22 protein-coding genes and 3 pseudogenes are annotated in these 22225 nt (G+C 39.2%); 3 read left to right on the top strand and 22 right to left on the bottom strand.

Going from position 1 to position 22225, the window contains the following annotated elements; genetic code table 11:
- Positions 1-37: 37 nt before the first annotated feature.
- From RTX25_RS11885 to RTX25_RS11850, 8 genes are all read right to left on the bottom strand, one after another.
- Entirely contained in the window at positions 38-1159 is a 1122-nt protein-coding gene (locus RTX25_RS11885; RefSeq protein WP_312653950.1) for a GGDEF domain-containing protein, read from the bottom strand.
- A 296-nt stretch (positions 1160-1455) separates the two neighbouring features.
- A complete protein-coding gene (locus tag RTX25_RS11880; protein ID WP_312653948.1) occupies positions 1456-1989 on the bottom strand; it encodes a flavodoxin domain-containing protein in 534 nt (177 codons plus the stop codon).
- An 85-nt stretch (positions 1990-2074) separates the two neighbouring features.
- Positions 2075-2998, bottom strand: a complete 924-nt coding sequence (locus RTX25_RS11875; protein ID WP_312653946.1) for an SDR family NAD(P)-dependent oxidoreductase — start codon at positions 2996-2998, stop codon at positions 2075-2077.
- Positions 2999-3012: 14 nt separating this feature from the next.
- Positions 3013-3465 carry a DUF2358 domain-containing protein gene (locus RTX25_RS11870; protein ID WP_312653944.1) on the bottom strand — a complete coding sequence of 151 codons (453 nt, stop codon included), beginning with the start codon at positions 3463-3465 and terminating at the stop codon, positions 3013-3015.
- 262 nt (positions 3466-3727) lie between these two features.
- Positions 3728-4483, bottom strand: a complete 756-nt coding sequence (locus RTX25_RS11865; protein ID WP_312653942.1) for a formate/nitrite transporter family protein — start codon at positions 4481-4483, stop codon at positions 3728-3730.
- 551 nt (positions 4484-5034) lie between these two features.
- Positions 5035-6225, bottom strand: a complete 1191-nt coding sequence (locus RTX25_RS11860) for a serine hydrolase domain-containing protein (protein ID WP_312653940.1) — start codon at positions 6223-6225, stop codon at positions 5035-5037.
- A 349-nt stretch (positions 6226-6574) separates the two neighbouring features.
- The gene (locus tag RTX25_RS11855) at positions 6575-7060 is read right to left on the bottom strand and encodes a DUF6773 family protein (RefSeq protein ID WP_312653938.1); all 486 of its coding nucleotides are present in this window, start codon (positions 7058-7060) and stop codon (positions 6575-6577) included.
- The gene (locus RTX25_RS11850; RefSeq protein WP_312653936.1) at positions 7057-7257 is read right to left on the bottom strand and encodes a helix-turn-helix transcriptional regulator; all 201 of its coding nucleotides are present in this window, start codon (positions 7255-7257) and stop codon (positions 7057-7059) included. Before RTX25_RS11850 ends, RTX25_RS11855 begins: the two co-directional genes overlap by 4 nt.
- A 320-nt stretch (positions 7258-7577) precedes the next feature.
- Here RTX25_RS11850 and RTX25_RS11845 point away from each other — a divergent pair, with 320 nt between their 5' ends.
- On the top strand, positions 7578-8078 hold the full coding sequence (locus RTX25_RS11845; protein ID WP_312653934.1) for a GNAT family N-acetyltransferase: 501 nt from the start codon (positions 7578-7580) through the stop codon (positions 8076-8078).
- Between the two features lie 24 nt (positions 8079-8102).
- On the opposite strand, the gene RTX25_RS11840 is transcribed toward RTX25_RS11845, so the two are convergent.
- The 5 genes from RTX25_RS11840 to RTX25_RS11820 form a co-directional block, all read right to left on the bottom strand.
- Positions 8103-8438: a PadR family transcriptional regulator gene (locus RTX25_RS11840; RefSeq protein ID WP_312653998.1), complete on the bottom strand. Its 336-nt coding sequence runs from the start codon at positions 8436-8438 to the stop codon at positions 8103-8105.
- A 260-nt stretch (positions 8439-8698) separates the two neighbouring features.
- Positions 8699-8971, bottom strand: a complete 273-nt coding sequence (locus tag RTX25_RS11835; protein WP_312653932.1) for a zinc ribbon domain-containing protein — start codon at positions 8969-8971, stop codon at positions 8699-8701.
- 281 nt (positions 8972-9252) lie between these two features.
- Positions 9253-9462, bottom strand: a complete 210-nt coding sequence (locus RTX25_RS11830) for a PF20097 family protein (RefSeq protein WP_312653930.1) — start codon at positions 9460-9462, stop codon at positions 9253-9255.
- 225 nt (positions 9463-9687) lie between these two features.
- A complete protein-coding gene (locus RTX25_RS11825; RefSeq protein ID WP_312653928.1) occupies positions 9688-10689 on the bottom strand; it encodes a putative ABC transporter permease in 1002 nt (333 codons plus the stop codon).
- Positions 10690-10767: 78 nt separating this feature from the next.
- Positions 10768-11262: an HDIG domain-containing metalloprotein gene (locus tag RTX25_RS11820; protein WP_312653926.1), complete on the bottom strand. Its 495-nt coding sequence runs from the start codon at positions 11260-11262 to the stop codon at positions 10768-10770.
- 309 nt (positions 11263-11571) lie between these two features.
- Between RTX25_RS11820 and RTX25_RS11815 the strand changes: the two genes are divergently transcribed.
- A complete protein-coding gene (locus RTX25_RS11815) occupies positions 11572-12528 on the top strand; it encodes an NAD(P)-dependent oxidoreductase (protein ID WP_312653924.1) in 957 nt (318 codons plus the stop codon).
- Positions 12529-12725: 197 nt separating this feature from the next.
- Here RTX25_RS11815 and RTX25_RS11810 read toward each other — a convergent pair.
- The 4 genes and pseudogenes from RTX25_RS11810 to RTX25_RS11795 all read right to left on the bottom strand — a co-directional run.
- A pseudogene (locus RTX25_RS11810) lies at positions 12726-12890 on the bottom strand (UDP-N-acetylglucosamine pyrophosphorylase); the annotation flags it as partial.
- Positions 12827-13345 (bottom strand): GNAT family N-acetyltransferase, encoded by a 519-nt coding sequence (locus tag RTX25_RS11805; RefSeq protein ID WP_312653996.1) that lies wholly within the window; start codon positions 13343-13345, stop codon positions 12827-12829. The pseudogene RTX25_RS11810 and the gene RTX25_RS11805, both read right to left, overlap by 64 nt.
- 809 nt (positions 13346-14154) lie before the next feature.
- Entirely contained in the window at positions 14155-14712 is a 558-nt protein-coding gene (locus RTX25_RS11800) for a hypothetical protein (RefSeq protein WP_312653922.1), read from the bottom strand.
- A gap of 606 nt (positions 14713-15318) precedes the next feature.
- Complete coding sequence (locus tag RTX25_RS11795; protein WP_312653920.1) at positions 15319-16245, bottom strand: YafY family protein; 927 nt, start codon at positions 16243-16245, stop codon at positions 15319-15321.
- A 123-nt stretch (positions 16246-16368) separates the two neighbouring features.
- Here RTX25_RS11795 and RTX25_RS11790 point away from each other — a divergent pair, with 123 nt between their 5' ends.
- Positions 16369-16869 (top strand): isochorismatase family cysteine hydrolase, encoded by a 501-nt coding sequence (locus RTX25_RS11790; RefSeq protein ID WP_312653918.1) that lies wholly within the window; start codon positions 16369-16371, stop codon positions 16867-16869.
- A gap of 302 nt (positions 16870-17171) precedes the next feature.
- Here RTX25_RS11790 and RTX25_RS11785 read toward each other — a convergent pair whose 3' ends face one another.
- The 5 genes and pseudogenes from RTX25_RS11785 to RTX25_RS11765 all read right to left on the bottom strand — a co-directional run.
- Positions 17172-18440, bottom strand: a complete 1269-nt coding sequence (locus tag RTX25_RS11785; protein ID WP_312653917.1) for a DUF4143 domain-containing protein — start codon at positions 18438-18440, stop codon at positions 17172-17174.
- Positions 18441-18731: 291 nt separating this feature from the next.
- Positions 18732-20249 (bottom strand): murein biosynthesis integral membrane protein MurJ, encoded by a 1518-nt coding sequence (gene murJ / locus RTX25_RS11780; protein ID WP_312653915.1) that lies wholly within the window; start codon positions 20247-20249, stop codon positions 18732-18734.
- A 967-nt stretch (positions 20250-21216) separates the two neighbouring features.
- Positions 21217-21309: pseudogene (gene rhuM / locus RTX25_RS11775) on the bottom strand (RhuM family protein); the annotation flags it as partial.
- Between the two features lie 60 nt (positions 21310-21369).
- Complete coding sequence (locus tag RTX25_RS11770; RefSeq protein WP_312653913.1) at positions 21370-21558, bottom strand: hypothetical protein; 189 nt, start codon at positions 21556-21558, stop codon at positions 21370-21372.
- A 509-nt stretch (positions 21559-22067) separates the two neighbouring features.
- Positions 22068-22225: pseudogene (locus RTX25_RS11765) on the bottom strand (site-specific recombinase); the annotation flags it as partial.

Here is a 22225-nt window from a genome sequence, read left to right as displayed (position 1 = left end):
CTCTACTCTCTGCTGTCCTCAAAAGAACAGGCGTAATCTATATATCCTGAAGTGTCAGTGAAACCGAAGACTCGCGGCTAAATGAGGCTTTATGATCTTTTTTATAATGATACATCTGATCGTCGGCTTCTTTAAGGACTTTATTGAAATCCAGATGATCTCCTCCATGAAAAACACTAAACCCATAGGAAACCGAGGGAATCAGAATATCATTCTCCCGCATTTCTTTGAGTTTATCTGTCATTTTTCTGATGTGAAGCTCAATTTTCTCCTTATCCGTTTCTGTACTTAAAACTGAAAATTCATCTCCACCGAATCGATAGCATGTATAAGGCTTCGTAAAGGAATCTCTTATGACAGCTGCTACATGCTGAATGACTTTATCACCGAAATCGTGCCCGTAGGTATCATTGACGTTTTTAAAATCGTTGATATCAAGGATAATGACGGAAAAAGGTTTTGTTCGGATCATATCCTTTGCGGCTTTATCAAAAGCTGCACGGTTATAAAGACTGGTCAGTGTATCAAAGCTTGCGTCAAATTCGGACAGAAGCAGAAAATAGAGAAACAGTGCTAAGGTCACGCAGTGCCAGGATGTATAGGCTCGAGGCTCGATAAGCTGAATGCTTGTACCGAAAATCGTAAAAAGAGATATGCCAAGAAGTTTCTTCATGATGGGATAGTTATATTTTCTCCCGACATCCAGTGTACTGATGACAAGAAGAATGAAGTTGATGATATAAACCGCAATAAAGAGGATAAAAAAGTCACCTCTGTGGTACTCGTTTACGGCATCAACATAAAAAATGATCCGAAATAGTGGGGATAATACCGCTGCAGCTAAATTGACAAGGGTTGGCAGCAACAGATATCTGTGTGTTTTAAGAATTCTTCTGTCAAAAATAAAAGTGATGACCAGCGGAATCACTGGTGTAAGTGCAAATCCTATGACATTACTGATGATATTGACGTTTCGCAGATCTAAATTCCCACTGCCTGCCAGAATCGTTCCGGCTTCAGACACAATGATGATCACCGTTAGAACAATTCCCATGAGAAGAGGCTTCTTTCTCTCCTTGTTCAGTGCTGTACTGGAACTCAGAAGTCCAATCAGGCAAATCAGTGCCGCTATGTCAATGATATATGTTGTAAGATACATTCGCCTGTCTCCCTTCATGTTCATCAGATGTCAATTTCCATCATACACTCCTGCACATCAGAGAATGTGCCAGAAAAGTATCATTTCCTTAGAATAATTTGACATTATGCTCAGCGATTCTCAAGTGCTTATGGAATCTCATACTTATTCTTTATATACTGATATTCATATCTCACTAATTATATATGCACGTCTTTTTTCAGTCAATTTAAATAAAATCAGTCAATCTTTACGGCATGATGAAAGCATCACTTTCATAAAAGGCTATGATGTCTTCAAGTGGCTTATCGAAACTTTCATTTATACTTGGCGGTCCGCAATGTTTCGGCAAAAGATATGATAGGCTTTATTTCCTTTTTGGCGACAAAGCTGGTCGGATGTGTAAAGCCACCCAGAATGGCCTTCTCCTCTCCACTTTTGCTCTTTTTCTTCTCCATCACCCATCGGAATACATTCAGCATCCTTTTCGGTATTCCTTTCACTTTTGAAAAATCCACGCCTCCAGGCAGATAAAAGAATTTATGAAACCTCAGCTGCTCTTCACTGAAGTTTCTTTTTCTGATCACATCGATATCTTTCTCGTTATTATTATTGCCACCACAAGCGAAGATAATGATCGGTTCTTCTTTAAACCACTTCAGAACTTTTCTGTTTTTGTTCATTTTGCCCATATATACACCGGTACCGAAGATGATATTATCATAAATACCGATTTCTGATCTTTTAAATTCTGAAAGGTCTCTTAACTCCCAATCCAATTCTTCAGCAATCCATTCTGCGTACTGGAAGGTATTTCCATATCTCGTTTTGTATAGAACGATATTCTTCATCGCCACTTTCCTTTCCTTATAGATTCATAGCTGATTTACAAGTCTTCAGGATCGAGAACACATTGACCCTCTATTATGGAATCTGCTATCTGTCTCTATCTAAACCCGTCATCTGCTTGCTGAGCTTCCAGATGATTTTCTGTTTGTTCCTGTCCAGGGCATGTTCTGCCACTTTTTCTTCAATGGTAAGATTGAAGTACTTACCGCTGGTCTCCCTCAGTTCACTGGCTGAAGCAAGATAATAGACTGCGTCGCCTGATATTTTTGCATCCTTCAGAAAGTGCCATGTAACATGGTGAAGAAACCACCTGTATAGTCTTCCGTTATTGTTCCCGATATTCGTTCTCACACCTCCGGGATGCATGGCATTTATTGTGACTCCTGTAGAATCAAGTTCTTCAGCCAACTGCCATACGGTAAGAAGCTGAGCGGTTTTTGAAGCACCATACCCTCTAAGTCCGGTATATCTTCTTCTGTTCCAGTTGATGTCTTCTTCATGCACCGTGCTGAATCGATGTCCTTCTGAATTGATCTGTATGATTCTTGATGGAGAAGAATCTGTCATTTTCGTCAGAAGCAGCTTCGTAAATAGAAATGAAGCCAGGTGATTGATACAGAAAACAAGCTCTACACCATCATTATTGAGAACTCTTTTCGTAGAATGTATCCCTGCACTATTGATCAGAACATCGATTCTGGGATACTGTTCATTAATTGCGTGAGCCGCTTTTTCCACCTGTCTTAAATCGGAAAAATCAGCTATGAAGTAATCGACACGGACGGAATACTTTTTCTCTATCTCGTCTTTTATGGCAATAGCCTTCTTCTGGTTTCTGATCACCATAACAATATCCGCACCACCGGCTGCTAAGGCTTTCATCGATTCATATCCTACACCGGAACTTGCCCCGGTGATCACGCAAAGCTTGCCGGTCATGGACTCCTCACTGTGCTTCTGCTCTGCTCTGCCGTTTCTGATGAACATCAGCTGTTCAGGCAATCTAATCATATCAACACATCTCCCTAACCGAAAAATTTCTTCATAAATCTTCGATAGACGGGTCTCACAATAGGAATACCATCATAGATATCCCCCCAAAGGTCATAGTAATCTCTCTGCTCGATGATGAGTCCTTCGTCATTGAATGTCAGTCTTGTCGATCCATAAATCGGTTTATTCGGAAATCTTCGAAATGACATTGTCATCTTCCACTCCATCATCACTACCTTATCTGTTTTCACAATATTGAAGATTTCCATGCTCAGACTTTTACACCGCTTTGCAAGTCGGTTGCACATTTCAAGAAATTCATCTTTTCCTTCAATTCTCTGAATTGAATCCTGGAAAACAATATTATCGTGGTAGTATGAGAAAATATGAGACCAGCCTGGCTTTCCGACCTCGTTGTATGTTCGTGACCACAGCTCTTTAATCTCTTTTATGGATAGTGTAGTGTCAGCACTTCCCCTTTCCATGATTCCCCCCAGTAATTGTTAGATTTTTTCAAATATTCTATCTTCATGTTATCACACCTTTTTCAGAATAATCAACATGAATAAAGTCATGCTGTCACAATATGTCATCCTGCTGAAAATTCAACAGGTTAAGGGATGGCTGAAGGATACCACCGGTTATTCATCAGCATGTATAAACAGGAACCAGACCCTGAATCAGCAAACAAAAACAGTGACTATGATTTAACTTTCTTAGTTAATTCATAGTCACTGCACTAATACTTTATGCGTTTAAATCTCTGTCTATATAGAAATTGGCACCGGATATTACTATCGCTCCTCCGATGAAGTTACCAAGTGCAACAACAACAAAACTTATGAGAATTCCTGCTACGGTAACATCTCCCCCGTTCACAAATGCCATCATCAGATAGAACATGTTGGCCACGATATGTTCTGTACCGCTCAGTACAAACAGTGCAATCGGAAACCAAACCGCCAGTATCTTTCCTTCAACCGTTTTTGCGCTATATGCCATCATAACGCCGCTGCAGACGATTATGTTGCATAGTACCGCACTGATGAACATCTGACCGATAGGCATTGTGGTTTTTGCTACTGCGCTGCTGATCACAATTTCCAGCATATGCTCACTGAAAATCCCTGCTCCGGTGCTTAAAAATGCAATAACAACTGCACCGACCAGATTTGCACCTAGTACTGTTAATAGCATTTTCATAAATCTGCCCAGCCTGATCGTTCTTCTGTAAACACCTAGAATGCCCATACAGTCACTTGTAAACAGTTCACTGCCTAAAAGTAGAATTGCGATAATACCTGTCGGAAATATGAGTGCGCCAAGGAACTTGCCTAATCCCGGATCCGCTGTATATGCGACCAGTTTAAAATAACCTATTGCACCGAGCGCGATAAACATTCCCGCCATTATCCCTTGTAACACAAGTGCTCTGAACTTCTTTTCAGTCTTGGCTTTTCCCGCCACGACGATATAATCGATAATTTCATCAAAAGTTTTCATGACTTCCCCCGCTTAATATTAATAATTGCCAACCGTAATATTAACATATTTCCAAACAATGTACAATCAATTAATAAAGCATAAATAAGTTCATAATTTAAGCATTGAGACTTCTTCCTCTGCATGAAAAAGAAGACCCCTTGAGGTCTTCAAAATTGATCGTTCATCGCAGGCAGTTCCCGATGTACCCAAACATTTCCCGAAATTCCACAGAGAAAATCAATGTTTATCTGAAACAGATCTCAGTCGGATTCATGATGATGATGATGATACAGGTCATTAATCTGTAATTCTATTTCCGTTCTGATCTTACTCTATAATATATTCTTCTGGCTGTAAGTGTAACTCCGACAAGGAATACTGCAGATAGGAAGATCATTGCAGCTGGCCAGATGCCGAAGGCATCTTTGATTGTTGAGCTGTTGTTTTGCAGGTTAGGGACGATAAAGAACAACCAGCCGATGAATATGATTGGGATGATGTGAGGCGTAAGACGAAGATAATATTTCCATGCAGGCTTATTTTTTCTTCTCTCTCCCCATTTCTCACTTCTAAGTATCCCTCTTATCCCCAGAAGGATGTAAAGAATCGTCAGGAGACCTATGACGTAATCTATAATTATCGGTATGGGCATTTTTCCTTCGGGAAGCCGCCCCTTCAGTCAGCTGAATAATTCCTGAACTGATTTCATATGAATGTTCTAAAGTCGATGTGAAGCAGTTCAGAATAACCGCTACAGCATATCCGCTTGAAGGGACCAGATCCTGTTGTGCCTGAACTGTAGATAATGCACCACTATACGAGATACGTGCGGGTTTAACATGGGGAGAACTTAGAGACCATCCAAGTCCATATCTTGAACTTCCAGGTTGAGCTGAATAAGATTCATCCAGCAGAGCTTCTGAAATAAGTCTTTCTCCCTCTGCATTCATCCCTATGTTCATATGCATGGAAAGCCATTTCCCCATATCAGATGCTGTAGTTATCACACCTCCGGCACCGGCATACATCTGTTCTAGCTCAGTCCAAGGAAATGCCGTGCCGAAAGCTGTTAAAAATCCCTGAGACAAACCTTCAACCTCATCACTTGTGTTGATCGTGGATAAGGTTTCATTCATCCCAAGAGGAATAAATATATTCTGCTTAAGATAATCCTCAAAAGGCAGACCGCTGATCACTTCAACAAGTCTTGCCAGAACCCAGTAATTGGGATTGCTGTAGTTATACTTTTCTCCAGGATTCCACATCAGTTTCCAGCCCTCTAGCCGTCTTATCCCTTCTTCTATACTCTTTGCAGATGGCACTATTGTCGGATTAGGGATTCCTGATGTATGACTAATCAGCTGTCTTATGGTGATTTCCCGGAATCTGACATCATTCATTGTAAGCTCCGGTAAATGAGCGGCAACAGTATCATCCAGTCTGATCTTCCCTTCATCAACCAGCTGGAGCACTGAAAAAGCTGTAAAGGATTTTGATGCAGACCCGACCCTCATCAGAGAATTTTCTGTCAATGCATTACCTTCTGCATCATGTCCATATCCTTTTTCATGAATGATCTTGCCGTCCTTTACGATGACAACTGAAGCACCGGGCAATCCATTACGGTCTATATAGGTCTTTACATATCTATCTACCGCATCAGAATCAGGGACTGTATCAGCCTTTATCTCCAAAGGATTCATCAGCAATACTACGATACATGAAAATATAAGGATTCTATTCAGTAATTTCTTATACATTTTAATTTGCGCACCCCTCTATATTGAGTATCTAAGAGTACCTCAGACAAATTAAAATCAGATAAATAATCTATAAATATACTTTAATGAATCTCTACCTATAGTGCCACCTATTCTGACAGATGAAAAAGCTTGCGATTAAGCGATAGAAGCGGAGAAAATACTAAGCTGATCAGAAGATCCTCACTGTCCTACAGATATGTGTTATTAAATCATGCTTCATAATGGATGATTATGAGGATAACTGTAAGGTAAAAAAGACTCAGCATTGAGTCTTCTTTTACCAATAACAAATCAATATATCCGATCAGCTTCTCTTTTTAGATTCAGCTTTAAACATAAAACTTTTCTATTCATCAGCATCTTCTCTGAATTTATCGTCTATCTGCTTCTGTCTTTTCCTATTCATGATATGAAGCATCTGAAATCCGAGGAAAGAAACCAGTGAACCTGAAAGAAAAGTGATCACTCCCACCAATAGAATACCAGGGGCTCCACCCATTTTATCCAAACCATAATTAATGGAATTCAGGGTGGTCGTGACTGATGATATGGTGAGACCACATACCAGACTGTTTATGATCACCATTCTCTGGCCGTTGGAACTTTCCCCGAAAAGATTATGTCCCACCACTATATTTCTTACTACAACATATACTGCAGCCACCATAAAAAGTATGAGCTCCGCTGCGTACTGTGTAAAAGGCGCTTCAAAAACAAACTGCTGTATCAGTATCGATACGATCAGCCCGAAATAAATGATCCCAAATGCATCACTACCGATTTTTCTTTTCTGAAAAACAATTCTCTCATCCTGTATATCCGCTTTTTTCATTCCTCTTCCTCCCAGAACAAATCATTCAGTGTCTTTCCCAGTGCTTTGCAGATTGCAAGGCAAAGATTAAGCGTCGGATTATAATCGCCCGCTTCAATCAGTCCGATCGTCTGTCTTGTGACCCCGACCTTCTTCGCCAGATCTTCCTGTTTGAGATCACATTCCATACGTGCTATTTTCATGCGTTTATTCTTCACAATCCACCTCCTTACATTACATAGAGTAACATATTTATTACTTAATGTAAAGTATATATTGCATTATGCAAGTCCAAAACACATCGAATCTCATCACGATCAATGGAGCTAACTTTTTTCGGAAAGCCTTTTATGACTACTATCGCAGTCATTTTATACTGAATACTTCATACTTATAATTCTCTCATGTTATTCATAGAGGTGAACTGATCTCTTTTTTCAAATGATATTAATGATAATCAGCATAATCATCTATGCTCAAACTATGCATTCCTTTAACGATATCCTATAATTAAAGAATCAGGTTAAGGGGTGATTTTATGAACTGCATATTCAGAAGAATGGAAGCTCAGGATGTTGAAAGCATCTGGACATTATTTCAGGGAATAAAGGAAGAAAAAATTGACATGTCATTTGCACAAATCAGGAAGAAAGAAGAAATTTCGGCATATGTGAATAATCCTTCCGAGCTGACATATGTGGCCATATCGGAAGAAGATCCGGAAAAAGTGCTTTGCCTTGTCAAAGGACGCAGAGAAATGACTGATGAAAAAAGACATGCTGCATTTCTCTCTGCTGCTACTCACCCGGAAGTCAGAGGTCAAGGTCTCGTTTCCGAACTTACGGATTTCGCGATAAATGAAATGAAAAATGAAGGCGTCACCATTGCAAGGATCTATGTATACAGCGATAACATTGCTTCGATAAATGCCATAAGGAAACTGAATTTTACCCATGCAGGTACAGTTTTAAGACACCACAGAGATGCTTCAACAGGCAATTATATTGACGATCTCATCTTTCATAAAATACTGGATTAGATATTCAAATAATTGTCATAAAAATCATTCATTAGTGTCCTTCTCCTTTAACTGACTGATTTTGGCTGATACAAAATCCCACTTTTTCCAGAATAAATCTAACTCTTCCCGACCAGCGTCATTGAGCGTGAAAAACTTTCGTGGGGGTCCCATATCTGATGGTTTCTTCTTGATTTCCACAAGTTTGTTTTTCTCAAGTCTCATCAGAATGGTATAGACTGTTCCATCCACAACATCAGTGAACCCGAGATCATTCAGCTGCCTGGTAATTTCGTATCCGTATGTTTCACTGCGATTTATGATTTCAAGGACGCAGCCCTCAAGCACACCCTTGAGCATCTCTGTTAGCTGTACCAGAATATTCACCCCTTTCTATACAGTATCACTGGTATGCAGTGATACTTACTACTTCTATATAGTATCACGTAGTAGCTAGACTTGCCAACCTTTAGCGTATATTCTGCAGATTCAGATAAACCATCTGAATCTCCTCATTATCTTCTCTTACTGAATAAGATACCCTAAAGTGAACTACTCACCACTTGAATGATCAGCATCATTTTGAAGTGGGCGCTTCCTGGTCAATATCTCTAGGGTGGCACCCACCCTGGAAATTTATATCAGCAGGTTTTCAGCAGGTTTTTAGCTGCGTTATGGTCCCGGTCATGCCGGGTCTGACAATCCGGACAAGTCCATTCTCTGACGGCTAGGCTTCTGACCTCACTGTTTTTGTAACCACGGACATGACAAAGCTGGCTGGAGGCAAAGAAGCCATCTGCCTTATTGATGGTCCTTCCGTACCAAGCTGCCTTATAACAAAGCATGTCGACGAAAGTCGACCTGGAAGCATCGGAGATGGATTTTGCCAGCTTATGGTTCTTGAGTATATTCACAACCCTTAAGGTTCGATATTAATGAACTGGTTTTTGTCTATCAATCGAGAGGAAACCTTATGGAGATAATCTAGCCGCTGATTGGCCACTTTTTCATGGGCAATGGCCAGTTTCGTTTGTTCTTGTACATAATAATAAGCGATTCATCTTCCCACCCATAGAGGATGGGAGAATTCTCGCTAATTTTGGTTAAAATCCATGTTACAGAATTACCGTTTTCCTTGAGTGAAGCTCTGGAACAGATTAGACAGCTGACTGACAGAAATCTCAGGTCTCTTTTATCAGAAATCAATAAGGATCTTTTTACATTTTCTACAGCTGTAAGCTACAGGATATCCTGTTTCTCTCAGGGCATTTGCATAAGGTGGCAATCCGACCGCATTATGCTTTTCAAACTCTTTTTCAGTATACAGCATCGGATCTGACTCACCATCCGGCAAAAAATATACTCCACCTCGACTTTTAACCTTGCCTTTTTCCATTTCTTCCATACAATATGGGTATTTCATTCACCACACCTCACATACTCCGGTTTATCTCTCAATTATTCACCATATAAATTTTTACTGTAATCTGTTTCATCATATGATCCTCCAATACCCTTTGCAATTCTCTGGATCGAATACAGTCCGGCACTTGATTTCATACACCGTCTGATCAAAGATCTGATGTGAATGTGCACTTCTAAAGGTAGTGCTCTAAGCAGATACTTTTTTCTATCCATTATGTTTTGTGTTTCTCGATTTAATATAGGCTTTAATCTCCTGGAATGCTTTTTCAAAATCTCTTGACACCGCAGATGGATTCTTACGATGCAGATTCGCTGCTGTCCTATATACCTTATTCTTGAGTGAAGTGACATTTATTTCTGCAGCCTTCAGTCTGCTTTTAAGTTCATACAGATTTTCTAGAATTCCGGATAACTGTACATGATCCCTACCGGACAAAGCTGAATTGATCTGAGACTGAATTTTTTTGATTGCTAAATTGACCTTTTTATTCAATAGCTCCAGCTGTTCAAAGGATTCCTTGCTCATATCGTCTTTATCGAATGTTGGAATGTTCTTCAGTATATCGCTTTCAAATCCATGTATTGATTCTTGTATATCTTTCAAAGTTGTATTTACACTTGAAGTGATCTCATTAAGTTTCAGTCCTAACGAAGTGACCAGTTTGTTATTCGCTGTAATTTCTCTCAAAATCTTCTTCATATCTAAAGCAGACTGTACTGAATATGTTGTATCGGCGACAAAAAGAATGGTCAGCAGCAACCCGATTATCTCTGTAATCTGATAAGGTATCTGAAGTATGATATTTTCAACTGGCTGATGCAGTATCTTAACTAGAAGAACCGAGAACAAACCCCAGCCCAGAGAAACATACAGACAGATATGTCCATTTAAATTGAATTTATGATTACTGTAGTCCCAATACCTGATCTTGAAAGTTCTTTCCATCAGATCTCCTGTAAAATACTCCAGGGTACTGGCTCCGATCAGGCCTAATATATAGATATAAAGTATATTCTCTTTGAAAGGGAGTGTTAACCAAAGTATGATTACTGCACCAAACCCATAAATCGGTATCAACGGACCATGAAGAAATCCCCGATTGATCCATTCCTTACTTTTTATCGAAACATAACTGCTCTCCCAGATCCATCCGAAAAAACAATAGGTGTAGAATATCAGAAGCCACTGTGACGGCATGTAGTTCATCGAATTAGTCCTCCTTGAATTGCATGTAAGTTTCTACTAAGTTAAGATCAGTTAAAACACCCGAAACGGAAATTGATATTATTTTTTTAGTTGAGCCAATCTGTACCCGATAATTTCCTGCATTGTACAATAATTATCCACCATAAGGACCACAAACGTCTCTTTATATCTTGGCAGAGACCTGGTCAAAGGCCACATATGCTTTACAATAATATCTTTTTCCCTGTCATTCAAACTGAATCTTTTATCAGCATTCTCTAACGCCGTTTTTGGATGAGTAAATCCGTGCAGCCCATTTTTCGGTTTGGTAATATGCCAGTCATAGAGGAAAAAGTCATGAAGCAAACCTCCCCTTGCTGCAGATTTATAGTCCAGTCCTAAACGCCTACATATCAGATAACTTTTATACGACACATTTATGCAATGATCCAGGCAATTTACATCACCGTGTTGTATATAATTCCTGGTGGACTGTACATCTTTATTCTGGATCAGATCACTGATACATTCTTCGTATGTATGAATCAGGAGATTCTGTTTAGATCCAAATTTTTGCTTTTTAAATATTATCATCTAAATCACCTTCATTGAGTTCAGTTATAGGTATCGTGAACGCATGATTTACTGCTGATCGCACTCAATATATAATTTAAATGTATTACACTTCTGATTAAAATTTGTTCTTTTATTCGCTCTACTCAAATCACATTATCTTATCCTATTAATCATAATATAAGCCTTAAATTTGATAATCACAATAATTATGCCAATATTGAAAAATTAGTTCCTGAAGTAAAGGCAAATGACACAATCTTAATTTTACAACTAGTCAAATATACCCCATAATCATATTTAATAAGAATAGTAATTGAGGAGATCAAAATGGAAAATATTGTATTTTTAAACTCTGAACGTCTAGACTTCGACCGTCAGCTTGATTTCAAACAGTTAGCAGCTTTTGGTAACCTTAAAATGTATGACAGCAGTAATGACGAAGAAATCCTGGAAAGAGTAAAAGGTCAAAGCATCGTCATCACTAAGGAGCTTCCATTAAATGGAGACCTGATTGAACGGTTCCCATCCTCTGTAAAGCTGATCTGCGAAGCTGGCACAGGTTATAACAACATCGACCTTGAAGCTGCCCGCCTTAAAGGAATTACGGTCTGCAACGTACCAGGTTATAGCACCGAAGCGGTCGCGCAGCTTGTTATCACTTTCATGCTTAATCTAAGCTCTTCCTTGGTTCGTCAGCAGGAAATGATCCGCAATAAAAATTTCACCAACTTCACAGACCACCTTCAGGTTCCGCATCTGGAGATACAAAAGAAAACTTTAGGAATCATTGGTGTAGGCGCCATCGGAAATGAGGTCATAAAAATAGCTCTGGCTCTCGGTATGGAGGTTCTGACGAACACCCGAACAGCTAGAACATATGATCATCCTCACATCAGGTCTGCTTCACTGGATGAGCTGCTGAAACAGAGCGACTTTGTCTCCATCCATGTTCCGCTGACTCCGGAAACAAAGCACCTGATCAACGAAAAGAGACTAAGCCAGATGAAGTCTTCAGCATTCATCATAAACACCTCAAGAGGTTCAGTAATAAACGAGTCTGAACTCATCAAAGCTTTACAGAAAGGAACAATCGCAGGTGCAGCCCTGGATGTTCTGGAACTGGAGCCACCGAACCTGGATAATCCTCTATTGTACATGAACAATGTCATTGTCACTCCACATATTGGATGGAAGACTCTGGAATCAAGACAGAGGCTCATCAGGCTACTGTACTTGAACATCTCTTCTTTTATTGAGGGGAATCCCCTTAATGTCGTGAGCTGAGTTCCTTATAGATTAGCCGATGAAAACTGACGACTATATGTGATATTCACGTCAGCCGCACATCCGCTGAGCGTGGATATAGATATGGAAAATATGAACAGACAAGGTACTCTACAGTATGAAAATGTAGAGTGCCTTGCTCAATTATCCAGTGATGAAGTCTTTACTATGTCTATGAATCTTTACTCGTTTCGAGATCAGCGCTTTTCAACTACTTCTCCCCGTTTCTTATATATACTGTTTTGAGGTATATAACCTCTTACCATTGAAAGCGGGTAAATATTGACATTGCGTCCCACTACCGAGCCCGGATTGAGTACAGTGTTGCTCCCAACCTCAACATTATCACCCAATATTGCTCCACGTTGCAAGCTGGATACTTTTCTTTATGAGATGCATTGATAAACTCAGGGTATTTATAATGAAAGCTACCACCACGTTTTTCACCCGATAAGTTCGCCGTCATACGACATAAGGGCAGATCATGTGACCCAACCAGACTGCTTTCAGTTTCTATAAAACCAAATTTATGGTATAAATTCTTTGCTGGAATGCCGGGTTCGTACCCTTCAGGATAAGTTTCTACAGTTATGGGTTTGGTAAAATCAAGTTGACGAAGTGCTGTTTTCAGCAATCGGCTGCCGACACCTTTTCTACGAAAATTCTCTGATACGCCAAACCATGTGATACGATTATGTGTTCGTGAGAACCCAATAAACCCTGCAATATTACCACTCATATAATCAACTGAGCAAAGGGCCTCGTATTTACTTACCTTACTTTTGGCATACAAAATAAACTCTGGATCTGTTCCCATATCCCCAGGATGCCGGAATATTTGCGAAACCTTGGTAGCTAATGCATACCATTCAGGTAGGTCTTTTTCTGTAGCAAAACGAATTAACATATTCTCGTCTCCCATCTCAATCTTTTCACCAAAGTCCGCTTAAATGTCATCTTTGATAAACTGATGCATCAATTGGCATCAGTACAATAACAGTTCCCTACCATTAAATCTGATATATCATCTTGATGACCTATGAAACTTGAAACATGTAAAATCGCATCAACATGATCCGATGAAGCTAATTTATTTCTCTTTTCGTGTCATCAATACTACCGTCTCCACATGCTTGGATTTGAATTTGGTAGCTATCAAAAGCGCGTTTTAAACCACTTCTGATATTGGGAATATATCCATACTCGTACACGGAAACATATCCAAGGTGGATTATCGTTTGCGGGAAAATATCTAATCTTAGGTCTATGGTGTGTGTGGGAATATCTCGATGCTCTCATATAGATTTTTAGAAAAAACAATGCAAAATCTAATAGATTTTAAGATACTGATATTCTAAAGGTCTGTAAATCAAACTTACATTCATGATAGATTCCATAAACAAACCTGCCTCACTGCCAGGTTATAAAAACGTACTGTTCTCTCAACCTCTCTATTTCCCTCAGTTTGAACTATTCGTTTTTCCCGAATAGTTCGATTTTCTTCAAGTTCGCCTTCTGCATAAATATTTTTATATGCTCATTAATGGTATTAACGCCTTTTGATAAAAGCTCAGAAATCGCCTTCTTCTCAACCCTTGACATCAATACTACCGTACCTTTGGATTCTTATCCTTTTCTTCTTTGCAATTTTATGATTATCGCCCCCATGCCCAAGACCAATACGACAACAAAGGCAACGCTAAGGGTTGACCATTTTGCCAATCCTGCTACAGACACCATTTTTCCCAGTGCATAGAGTGGTTTGGGAAACATTAGCATAACAATGGTCACTAAGATGTTTTCCAGATAATCAAATAGCATGGCTGCTACTGGGATCCAGAATAGTTGCTTCACCCATGGTTTCTTGTACCAGGCTGCTAACCATCTAGTCCAACTCACCAAAAACAATGCATAAGCCATTGGCCAGAGAAGGTCAAAAGTCCAACGTAAAATCACATACAAACGTCTCCCACCAGCGCCATAACTATCAGCAATTGTATACAAGCGTCTACCGCTATACAAAAAATCCGTATCCGGAGAACCTAATCCACCAATATTGGCACTTGTATAAGCCGACACCCTAGGTAGTATAACAGCGATAAAGAGTGCAAAGACTATGGTGGTGACTGCCACAATGGTTAATGATGGCGCCTTCACTGATTTCACATTTGATTTCTTTCTCATACTTGCCACCTCTTTCATATGCCCTAATCATTATCAAAAAACTACTGCAAATTAAGGCAAAAAATATAAAACTGTTTATGAATGTATTGTATGGTTTTCCTGAGACTTAAAAGAAATAGAGACAACACGGTAGTACAAGCACGATATGGGCTTATTTGTTGACCGTCACCATTTTTTACCAATGCTATGACAACTTCTCTTAGATTATCATCCATACAATGTTTGTTAAGCTTCATAATGCCACCATCTTCTATTAGCTGGCCTGTGGTATCTCCATATAAGTCACAACTTCCACCTGAACACAGATCTTAGCTGTCTCTTCCGGCTTAAGATATCTCCTCTGATTGATTGGCCCTATAAGTTTCATCAACAGAGATATTCCTTGCTATGTATTGGTCGCCACTTCTCCTGGATGGATTGCGTTCACCATGACATTATGGGCTTCTAATCTCTTTGCTAGATCTATTGTGTACAGAGCTTGTGCCAGCTTAGACTTGGCATAAGATTAATCTTGGAGTTTCTCCCTTCAATAGGAATGATGGCTTTACATTGGCTGCTTGAAGATATCACTTTACAGTTTGGCTCAATAGAAACCTGTTACGTCTTTTATTCATAGATGTCGACCAACCTGTTGATCCTACTCTTTATTTCATTACGCACTTTTTCCGGCCCCAGACATTCACATTTGCTTCCAAAACCCAGTAGCATATCATAGTAATAATCATTTTCCACAAAAGGAAAACGCACCAAGAATCCATCACCTTCCGGCGATATCCGGTCAAAAGAGCAATATTCAAGAATCCTGTCTAGAATAGAGTGATGAATGTGTAGCTCTATATCGGTCTGTAGAGTAGAAAGGATCTCCTCAAACTCCAGCTGTAGCTTTGGAAAATCTCGCGGGGTATATGATTCCTGTAATACGGTAAGATTCCGCATTCGAGCCAGCCGAAACAGACGGTAGTCCTGCTTTTCTCTGCAGTAAGCATATAGATACCAGTTGTTGCCTTTCAAGACCAATTGATGAGGTTCTGCTGTACGCGATGAGGGCTTTGATTTTGTACTGATATAATCAAATGACAGGAGAATCTTTGCGTCCATCGCGTATCGGATTGTTTCAAACATCGGCTGAATGTGCGAACTCCCACTCCATGGACTCCAGTCAAAACAAAACTGCTCCGTCTTTTCTCTTATTATCTCTGCCTGTTCGGGTGGGATAAAACTGTTCACTTTAGTAAGTGCATAGATCAGTTCCTCTTTCTGCATGAGACTGGACAGACTTGAAAGTCCCATAACCAATGCCGAAAGTTCGGCAGCTGAAAAAGTTTTCTTGTCCGCCTTATACTGCGGCATAATCTCATAGCCTCCATTTACGCCTGGCGACGCAGTAATGGGAATTCCTGCCAAGCTGATTGCATCCAAATCACGATAAATCGTCCGAAGGGATACTTCAAATCTATCAGCCAATTCGTGTGCACTGACACGTTTATGGTCAAGCAATATCATGATAATACTAACAAGCCTATCGATTTTCATGGAATCATCCTCTCCTGTTTTCTATATTCATATCATAGAATTACTGACACAAAGATGTCAACAATTACGTGCTAATATGAAAACATCAAAAAACACATCTGAAATATTTCAGGAGGATATCATATGAATAATCAAGCACTTGTTGTGATCGACATCCAAAACGACATTACAAAGAATTACAGAGAGGTTATTGGCAGCATCAACACAGCCATTGACTGGGCGACTTCCCACAATATTCATGTTGTATACATCCGACACGAGAACCTCTCAGAGGGAACCAGAACCTTCAAGCCTGGTACTCGTGGAGCAGAACTGGTTCCGGAAATGCACATCGTATCAGAAAATATCTTTACGAAGTCAAAGGGAAATGCCCTTACAAGTAAAGAATTCGCGTCATTTATCGACAAGAACGTGATCTCGAATTTCTATGTTACAGGAGCGGATGCAATCGCCTGTGTAAAATCGACCTGCTACAACATGAGAAAATATAAATATCGTGTACAGGTTATTTCTGACTGTATTACCAGTTACGATAAGACAAAGATTGATGAGATGCTGAAGTATTATGAAGGCAAAGGCTGCTCGATTCGTACTTTGAACGAAGTGATGACAGCTCCTTCATAACCAATATGCAATCAAAGCCTCTTGACCGATATCTGATGTGCTATCCGTCAAGAGGCTTTTGTTATTATGAGAAGTATGATTTGAGATTTACCTTGAGTGATAGAATTAGGATTTATCCCTCGATCCGAGACATCAACACTACCGTCTCCACATGTTTTGAGATGAGTTTATAGATATCAAATTCATTGTTCCAATCCCTATTTTACTTATGGTCGTCTTCGGGAATATATCCACATTTGTCTTTAGTTTGTGGGACTATACCATTCTTCTTTGATCAGAACTCTCATATATTAACAAATTAACTAGTCTTTTAAACAACCAACAGGAACAATAAGGACACCATCCTCCCTTTTATACCCTAGTTTTGTACCTGTAAGAATCATAAGAAACGATGGCTTATTCATTTTCTTATGATCAATGATCTCGGAAAGTTTCAACAAGATCTCTGCTGCTTTTTCGAATTCATTCGATCCTAATTTAATCTCTACTGCACCCCATCGTCCATCCCTCAGAACAACTACCGCATCGCATTCTAAACCGCTTTTGTCTCGATAATGATAAACCTTCCCTCCTAATGCCTCAGCATAGATTCTCAGATCTCTTATACATAGAGATTCAAACAGATAACCGAATGTATTGAAATCCAATAATAATTGCTCATGTGTAATACCTAATGCCGCGGTGGCAATCGAAGGGTCAACAAATTGTCTTTTTGGCGTTACTCTTAAGGGTGTAGCTGAACGAATAGAGGGATTCCAGGCCTCTAAATCTTCCACAACAAATAATCTTTGCAGTGCATTAAGATATGACTGAAACGTCGGTCTAGAAATTGATTCACTCTCCCCACCCTCCATATCTTTTATTAAAACCGAATAGTTAGCCTCTGTTGAAATATTGCGGGATAAAGATCGTAGTAATGCAAACATTTTATTTGGATTCTTTTCGCTACCATCAACTCGTGAGACATCAAATTGAACAATGGAGTCGACATAGTCTTTCGCTCTTTTAGAAGCTGTTTCTGGTTTTGATGTTACCGAAGCGGGCCATCCGCCTCTAACAATTGACTTTGCAATTCCTTCAATCTCAAGATTACTTATTGATTCAACATTATGATTCTGATCAAATAGTTTTACAAGACTTACCTCTCCTATAGATTCATTAGACTCAAAAAGACTCATTGGACGCATCTTTATTCTTGAAATCCTACCCGTTCCCGTGTGTGAAATTTGTTCGTCAATGATTGGGGTAACTGAACCAGTTAAAATAAACTGCCCCTCCTCACCTCTCATATCGACTTCATGCCTTACTGAATCCCAAAGAACAGGTGCAACCTGCCACTCATCGATTAATCTGGGGATTTCTCCTTTCAATAACAATGATGGCTTTACACCAGCTGCTTGAATATTGCTGTCTCTTGTATCGGGATCCTGCATATAAAGAATACTTTTAGCTTTATTTGCAGCAGTCCATGTTTTCCCGCACCACTTAGGTCCTTCAATCAAAACTGCACCAGCTGATTCCAGTGCTTCGTCCAATATTTTATCTGCTATTCTCGGATAATATTTTTTCATGATATCACAACCTTCCTATATAGCATACTTCATTTTACAGTTTGGCTCAATATCATTTTACAGTTTGGCTCAATATCATTTTACAGTTTGGCTGAAAATGACTTTACATTCGGCATAATTTTATTTTCAATGGAATAGAAAAAATACTCTACTTGTAAGCTAGAGTTCTGATGATCTCTACCTTCGGAATTCGAGGATTCAAGATGGATTAGTTTATCCAATCATTGTGGCTACTCCAAATCCTTATTCCCTGCTTCATAATAAATTCCGTATTGGTACATAGAAACCCTATTATCTTGACAATGCATTCTTCACCATGGTGATCATATGCTTGACTTCATCTATCCTAAGAAGCAGGATCATCACAACGTATACTGAGCCCGAGACCACAACCGTAAGGATCAATGTAAGATTACTGCTTAGTCCCAAATCTGTTCCATAGAACAGGAGATAGGAAACAACGCCCATGACTGAGGATGCGAACAATACTCTGAGCACTTTGGCCACGGTGGGTTTAAGACCAAAATGAGTGACTTTTCTTCTTAAACTTCTGATGAGAAGATAGGTGGTCACCGTTGCAGAAATGCTCGTTGCAAGTGCAAGACCAGCGATACCCATAAATCTGGATAAAATGACATTCAGAATAATATTAACTGTCACACCGGTCATCGCATTGATGGTCGGAGTCTTAGTATCCTTATAGGAATAGAACACCCTGGAAAAGATCTGTCTCAGTGAGGATGAATACATGCCTATTGAATAATAGAAGAGCGCCTGGGCTGTCATGGCTGCAGCAATTGCATCAAACTCTCCTCTAAGAAAGAGCAGCTCGATGATGGGTCTTGCAAGGACCATGATACCAACAGTAGCTGGGATTACCAGAAGACTGATATATACAATGGAGTTGTTGATTGTCCTTTGGAGACCCATGAAATCTTTATTGATGACTTTGTTGGATATATCAGGGTAGATCACTGTGACGATGGGTGCAACAAACAGACCGTGAATAAGGATATTCAGCATATTGGCATAACTCAGTGCGGATATACCACCCACAACCACATTGGAAGCAATACTTCGGTCGACAATCACATTCAGCTCATTGACCGAAGTGCCTATGACCACCGGGATCGAGAGCATGAGCATCTCTTTAAGATACACATCTTTGAAATCCAGCACTAATTTATACTTCAGACTGTGTCTGATCACGGAAGGCAGGATGAAGATCAGTTGGATCAGAATCGATGCCACTATGCCATAGGCAAGGATCACGTCGCTCGTATTATAAGCCAGGTAAAAGGAGAAAATCAACACAAGATTCATAGGCAGGCTGATCATGGCAGGGATGATAAAGTCGCCTTTAAGCTGCAGATAGGCATTCATGATGTAGATGAGCCCGGATAAGGTGATTCCGAACACACTGATCCTGGTAAAGGCTACAGCCATTTCCAGGGTCTTTTCTCCTCTGAATCCTGAGGCGAAAAGCATGACGATCTGAGGTGTGAAAAGCTGGACCAGTGCAATGATGATCACCGTTATGATGACAGTGATATTCATCACATTGGAGGTGAAGTGATGTGCTCTCTCTTCCCCTTTTTCCTTCTGTACTTTGTTGTAGATTGGTATGAAAGTGGTCGCAAGACCAGTACCTACCAGCGCAAATATCGTGGTCGGTATCGTCTGGGCAATTAGGTATACATCACTTGTTGCCGAGACCCCATAGAAATAGGTCAGAGCCATTTGGCGGCCAAATCCCAGGAATTTTGTGAACAGTGTGATGATCATGATCAGTGCAATATTTCTCTTCATATTTCAACTAGAAGGTATTTTACCCTTCTCCTCCAATTGTCTTCACACCTTATAAATGCAAGTTCTTAACTTTTAAAATTGATTTGTTGGCTGGTGTGATTATAATGTAAACTCAGCAAATATGCAGCTTCATCTCCATTGGAATTTTACATATAAATAAGTAATGCGCTTTCCAAATTATATGTAGAGTGTATTACTTTCACATTTATAGCACCTTATGAGATTATTGCGCTATTTTTCTTTTCTTACCTGAATATGTCAACAAAAGATTTACTCTCAAGAGCAACATAAGAATCACGATTTGACTTGCCAGATTAATGAGAGAATTCCAATTGCAGTTTTAATCCATAAAAGATTGGCAAAATAATAGACAGAGTAAGGATTAACCCTGAAAACACCAGATCTACCCAGTTTCAGTTTTGCTTTCGAATAAATATTTCTTTGATTCCGGTGTTATTATTTTTGATAATTTTGAACAGAATACTGTGGATATGGCCTTCATTCTAGTCTATTTTCATTGTAAAAAAATCCTACGTAAAAGTATATCACCGATATATTTTCATTCACAAGAATCTTTTTGATGGTTTCAGGTCTCCATTTTGCTTTTTCAGCAGCTGTTAAAATACCGACCTACTCAAAATCACTAACTTCGCTTTTTTTCTTAATTAATGGATCCACACTCGTAAGCGGAAACATATCCAATCTTGGGTCTATTGTGTAATGTTGGAACATATCGATGCTTTCCTATAGATTTTAAGATACTGATATCCTGAAAGTCTGGAAATCGAACTTACATCCATGATAGGTTTCAAAAACAAACCTGCCTCACTGCCTTAGTTTTACTGCTATAACATATATAATTTGACACAAAACTATGACCCACAGAATTGCCTCATTTATAAACACACCCGACCCTTAGCCTTAAGGCGTTCATCATCCATGGTAAAGCCTTTAACTAAGTATTCGTTTAATCTTCTGTTGCCCACCGTCTAAATTGTGTACCTCGACTAGAGCGTACACGGTAACCTACGGCAATAATCATTTCAAGATTATAGTGACGTGAATTTCTCTGGACCGTTCTATTACCTTCAGTTTGAACTTGTAAGTAATTCTTACAAGTTCAATTTTCATCTAATTCAACTTCTTCATAAATATTTTTTATGTGAAGTGTTATATTTTGAGGCGTTGTTTGATAAAGCTCAGCAATCGCCTTTTGTGTCATCCACACGGTTTCATTTTCAAGTCTTACATCTATTCTGGTTTTTCCATCTTCCAACTGATAAATAAGAATATCCGTTTTATTCTCCACATTATCCCCCCATTTCCGTACATTAGTAATCCATTCGTCTGACACAGTCTGACGTTTTTATGTGAACTATCCGGTAATTTATGTTCCTGATCTTTGGCCTCGTAAAATAGAATTTACATTCCATAGTGAATAATATATTTTCCTTTATCTTTACTTGATTGTCTAAATCAATCAAAGAAGATAGTTTCCTTTATTTTGAGTCAACAAAATACTTATAAATTCTTCCTTCGATTTAGGAGGTATAATAGTACTATTCTTAGCATTATTATTATATCAAATAATATTATTGATTGACTAATTATCACATTTAAATTTTCATCTTGATACAGTAATTTTTTAACTCGACCCAACATTTAAGGAGGATTGACAGGTTTTTACAACTATATTTCTGCAACAATAACCCCACTTATATATGAGTTTAAAATCACGGAAATTCTTTATATAAAGCACTTTTATCCCGTTACTACTCTACCCTTGATAGCAATACTACCGTCTCAACCATTTCCTTTTCAGCCCGATTTGAAGCTGATCACAAAGTGCTTTTCGTATACCGTGACGTTTTGGATAAGCTTCCTTACTAGCGTGTCATCGTACAGCAGGGTGCGATATTTATTCCTGCGGATAAATCCTATCAGTTCCTTGATCCGCTCATTCTCTCCACTTAAGG

Origin of the sequence: Proteiniclasticum sp., from assembly GCF_032054185.1 — a bacterium.
In the GTDB taxonomy this organism is placed as follows: domain Bacteria; phylum Bacillota; class Clostridia; order Clostridiales; family Clostridiaceae; genus Proteiniclasticum.
Note: the sequence above shows the minus strand (reverse complement) of the source record. Positions and strands in the feature narration are given on the sequence as shown.

Bases quoted from the DNA above. Each gene is read 5' to 3' on its own strand.
- RTX25_RS11885 (WP_312653950.1), bottom strand. From the start codon at position 1,159: ATGTATCTTACAACATATATCATTGACATAGCGGCACTGATTTGCCTG.
- RTX25_RS11880 (WP_312653948.1), bottom strand. From the start codon at position 1,989: ATGAAGAATATCGTTCTATACAAAACGAGATATGGAAATACCTTCCAG.
- RTX25_RS11875 (WP_312653946.1), bottom strand. From the start codon at position 2,998: ATGATTAGATTGCCTGAACAGCTGATGTTCATCAGAAACGGCAGAGCA.
- RTX25_RS11870 (WP_312653944.1), bottom strand. From the start codon at position 3,465: ATGGAAAGGGGAAGTGCTGACACTACACTATCCATAAAAGAGATTAAA.
- RTX25_RS11865 (WP_312653942.1), bottom strand. From the start codon at position 4,483: ATGAAAACTTTTGATGAAATTATCGATTATATCGTCGTGGCGGGAAAA.
- RTX25_RS11860 (WP_312653940.1), bottom strand. From the start codon at position 6,225: ATGTATAAGAAATTACTGAATAGAATCCTTATATTTTCATGTATCGTA.
- RTX25_RS11855 (WP_312653938.1), bottom strand. From the start codon at position 7,060: ATGAAAAAAGCGGATATACAGGATGAGAGAATTGTTTTTCAGAAAAGA.
- RTX25_RS11845 (WP_312653934.1), top strand. From the start codon at position 7,578: ATGAACTGCATATTCAGAAGAATGGAAGCTCAGGATGTTGAAAGCATC.
- RTX25_RS11830 (WP_312653930.1), bottom strand. From the start codon at position 9,462: ATGGAAGAAATGGAAAAAGGCAAGGTTAAAAGTCGAGGTGGAGTATAT.
- RTX25_RS11825 (WP_312653928.1), bottom strand. From the start codon at position 10,689: ATGAACTACATGCCGTCACAGTGGCTTCTGATATTCTACACCTATTGT.
- RTX25_RS11820 (WP_312653926.1), bottom strand. From the start codon at position 11,262: ATGATAATATTTAAAAAGCAAAAATTTGGATCTAAACAGAATCTCCTG.
- RTX25_RS11815 (WP_312653924.1), top strand. From the start codon at position 11,572: ATGGAAAATATTGTATTTTTAAACTCTGAACGTCTAGACTTCGACCGT.
- RTX25_RS11805 (WP_312653996.1), bottom strand. From the start codon at position 13,345: ATGGGAACAGATCCAGAGTTTATTTTGTATGCCAAAAGTAAGGTAAGT.
- RTX25_RS11800 (WP_312653922.1), bottom strand. From the start codon at position 14,712: ATGAGAAAGAAATCAAATGTGAAATCAGTGAAGGCGCCATCATTAACC.
- RTX25_RS11795 (WP_312653920.1), bottom strand. From the start codon at position 16,245: ATGAAAATCGATAGGCTTGTTAGTATTATCATGATATTGCTTGACCAT.
- RTX25_RS11790 (WP_312653918.1), top strand. From the start codon at position 16,369: ATGAATAATCAAGCACTTGTTGTGATCGACATCCAAAACGACATTACA.
- RTX25_RS11785 (WP_312653917.1), bottom strand. From the start codon at position 18,440: ATGAAAAAATATTATCCGAGAATAGCAGATAAAATATTGGACGAAGCA.
- murJ (WP_312653915.1), bottom strand. From the start codon at position 20,249: ATGAAGAGAAATATTGCACTGATCATGATCATCACACTGTTCACAAAA.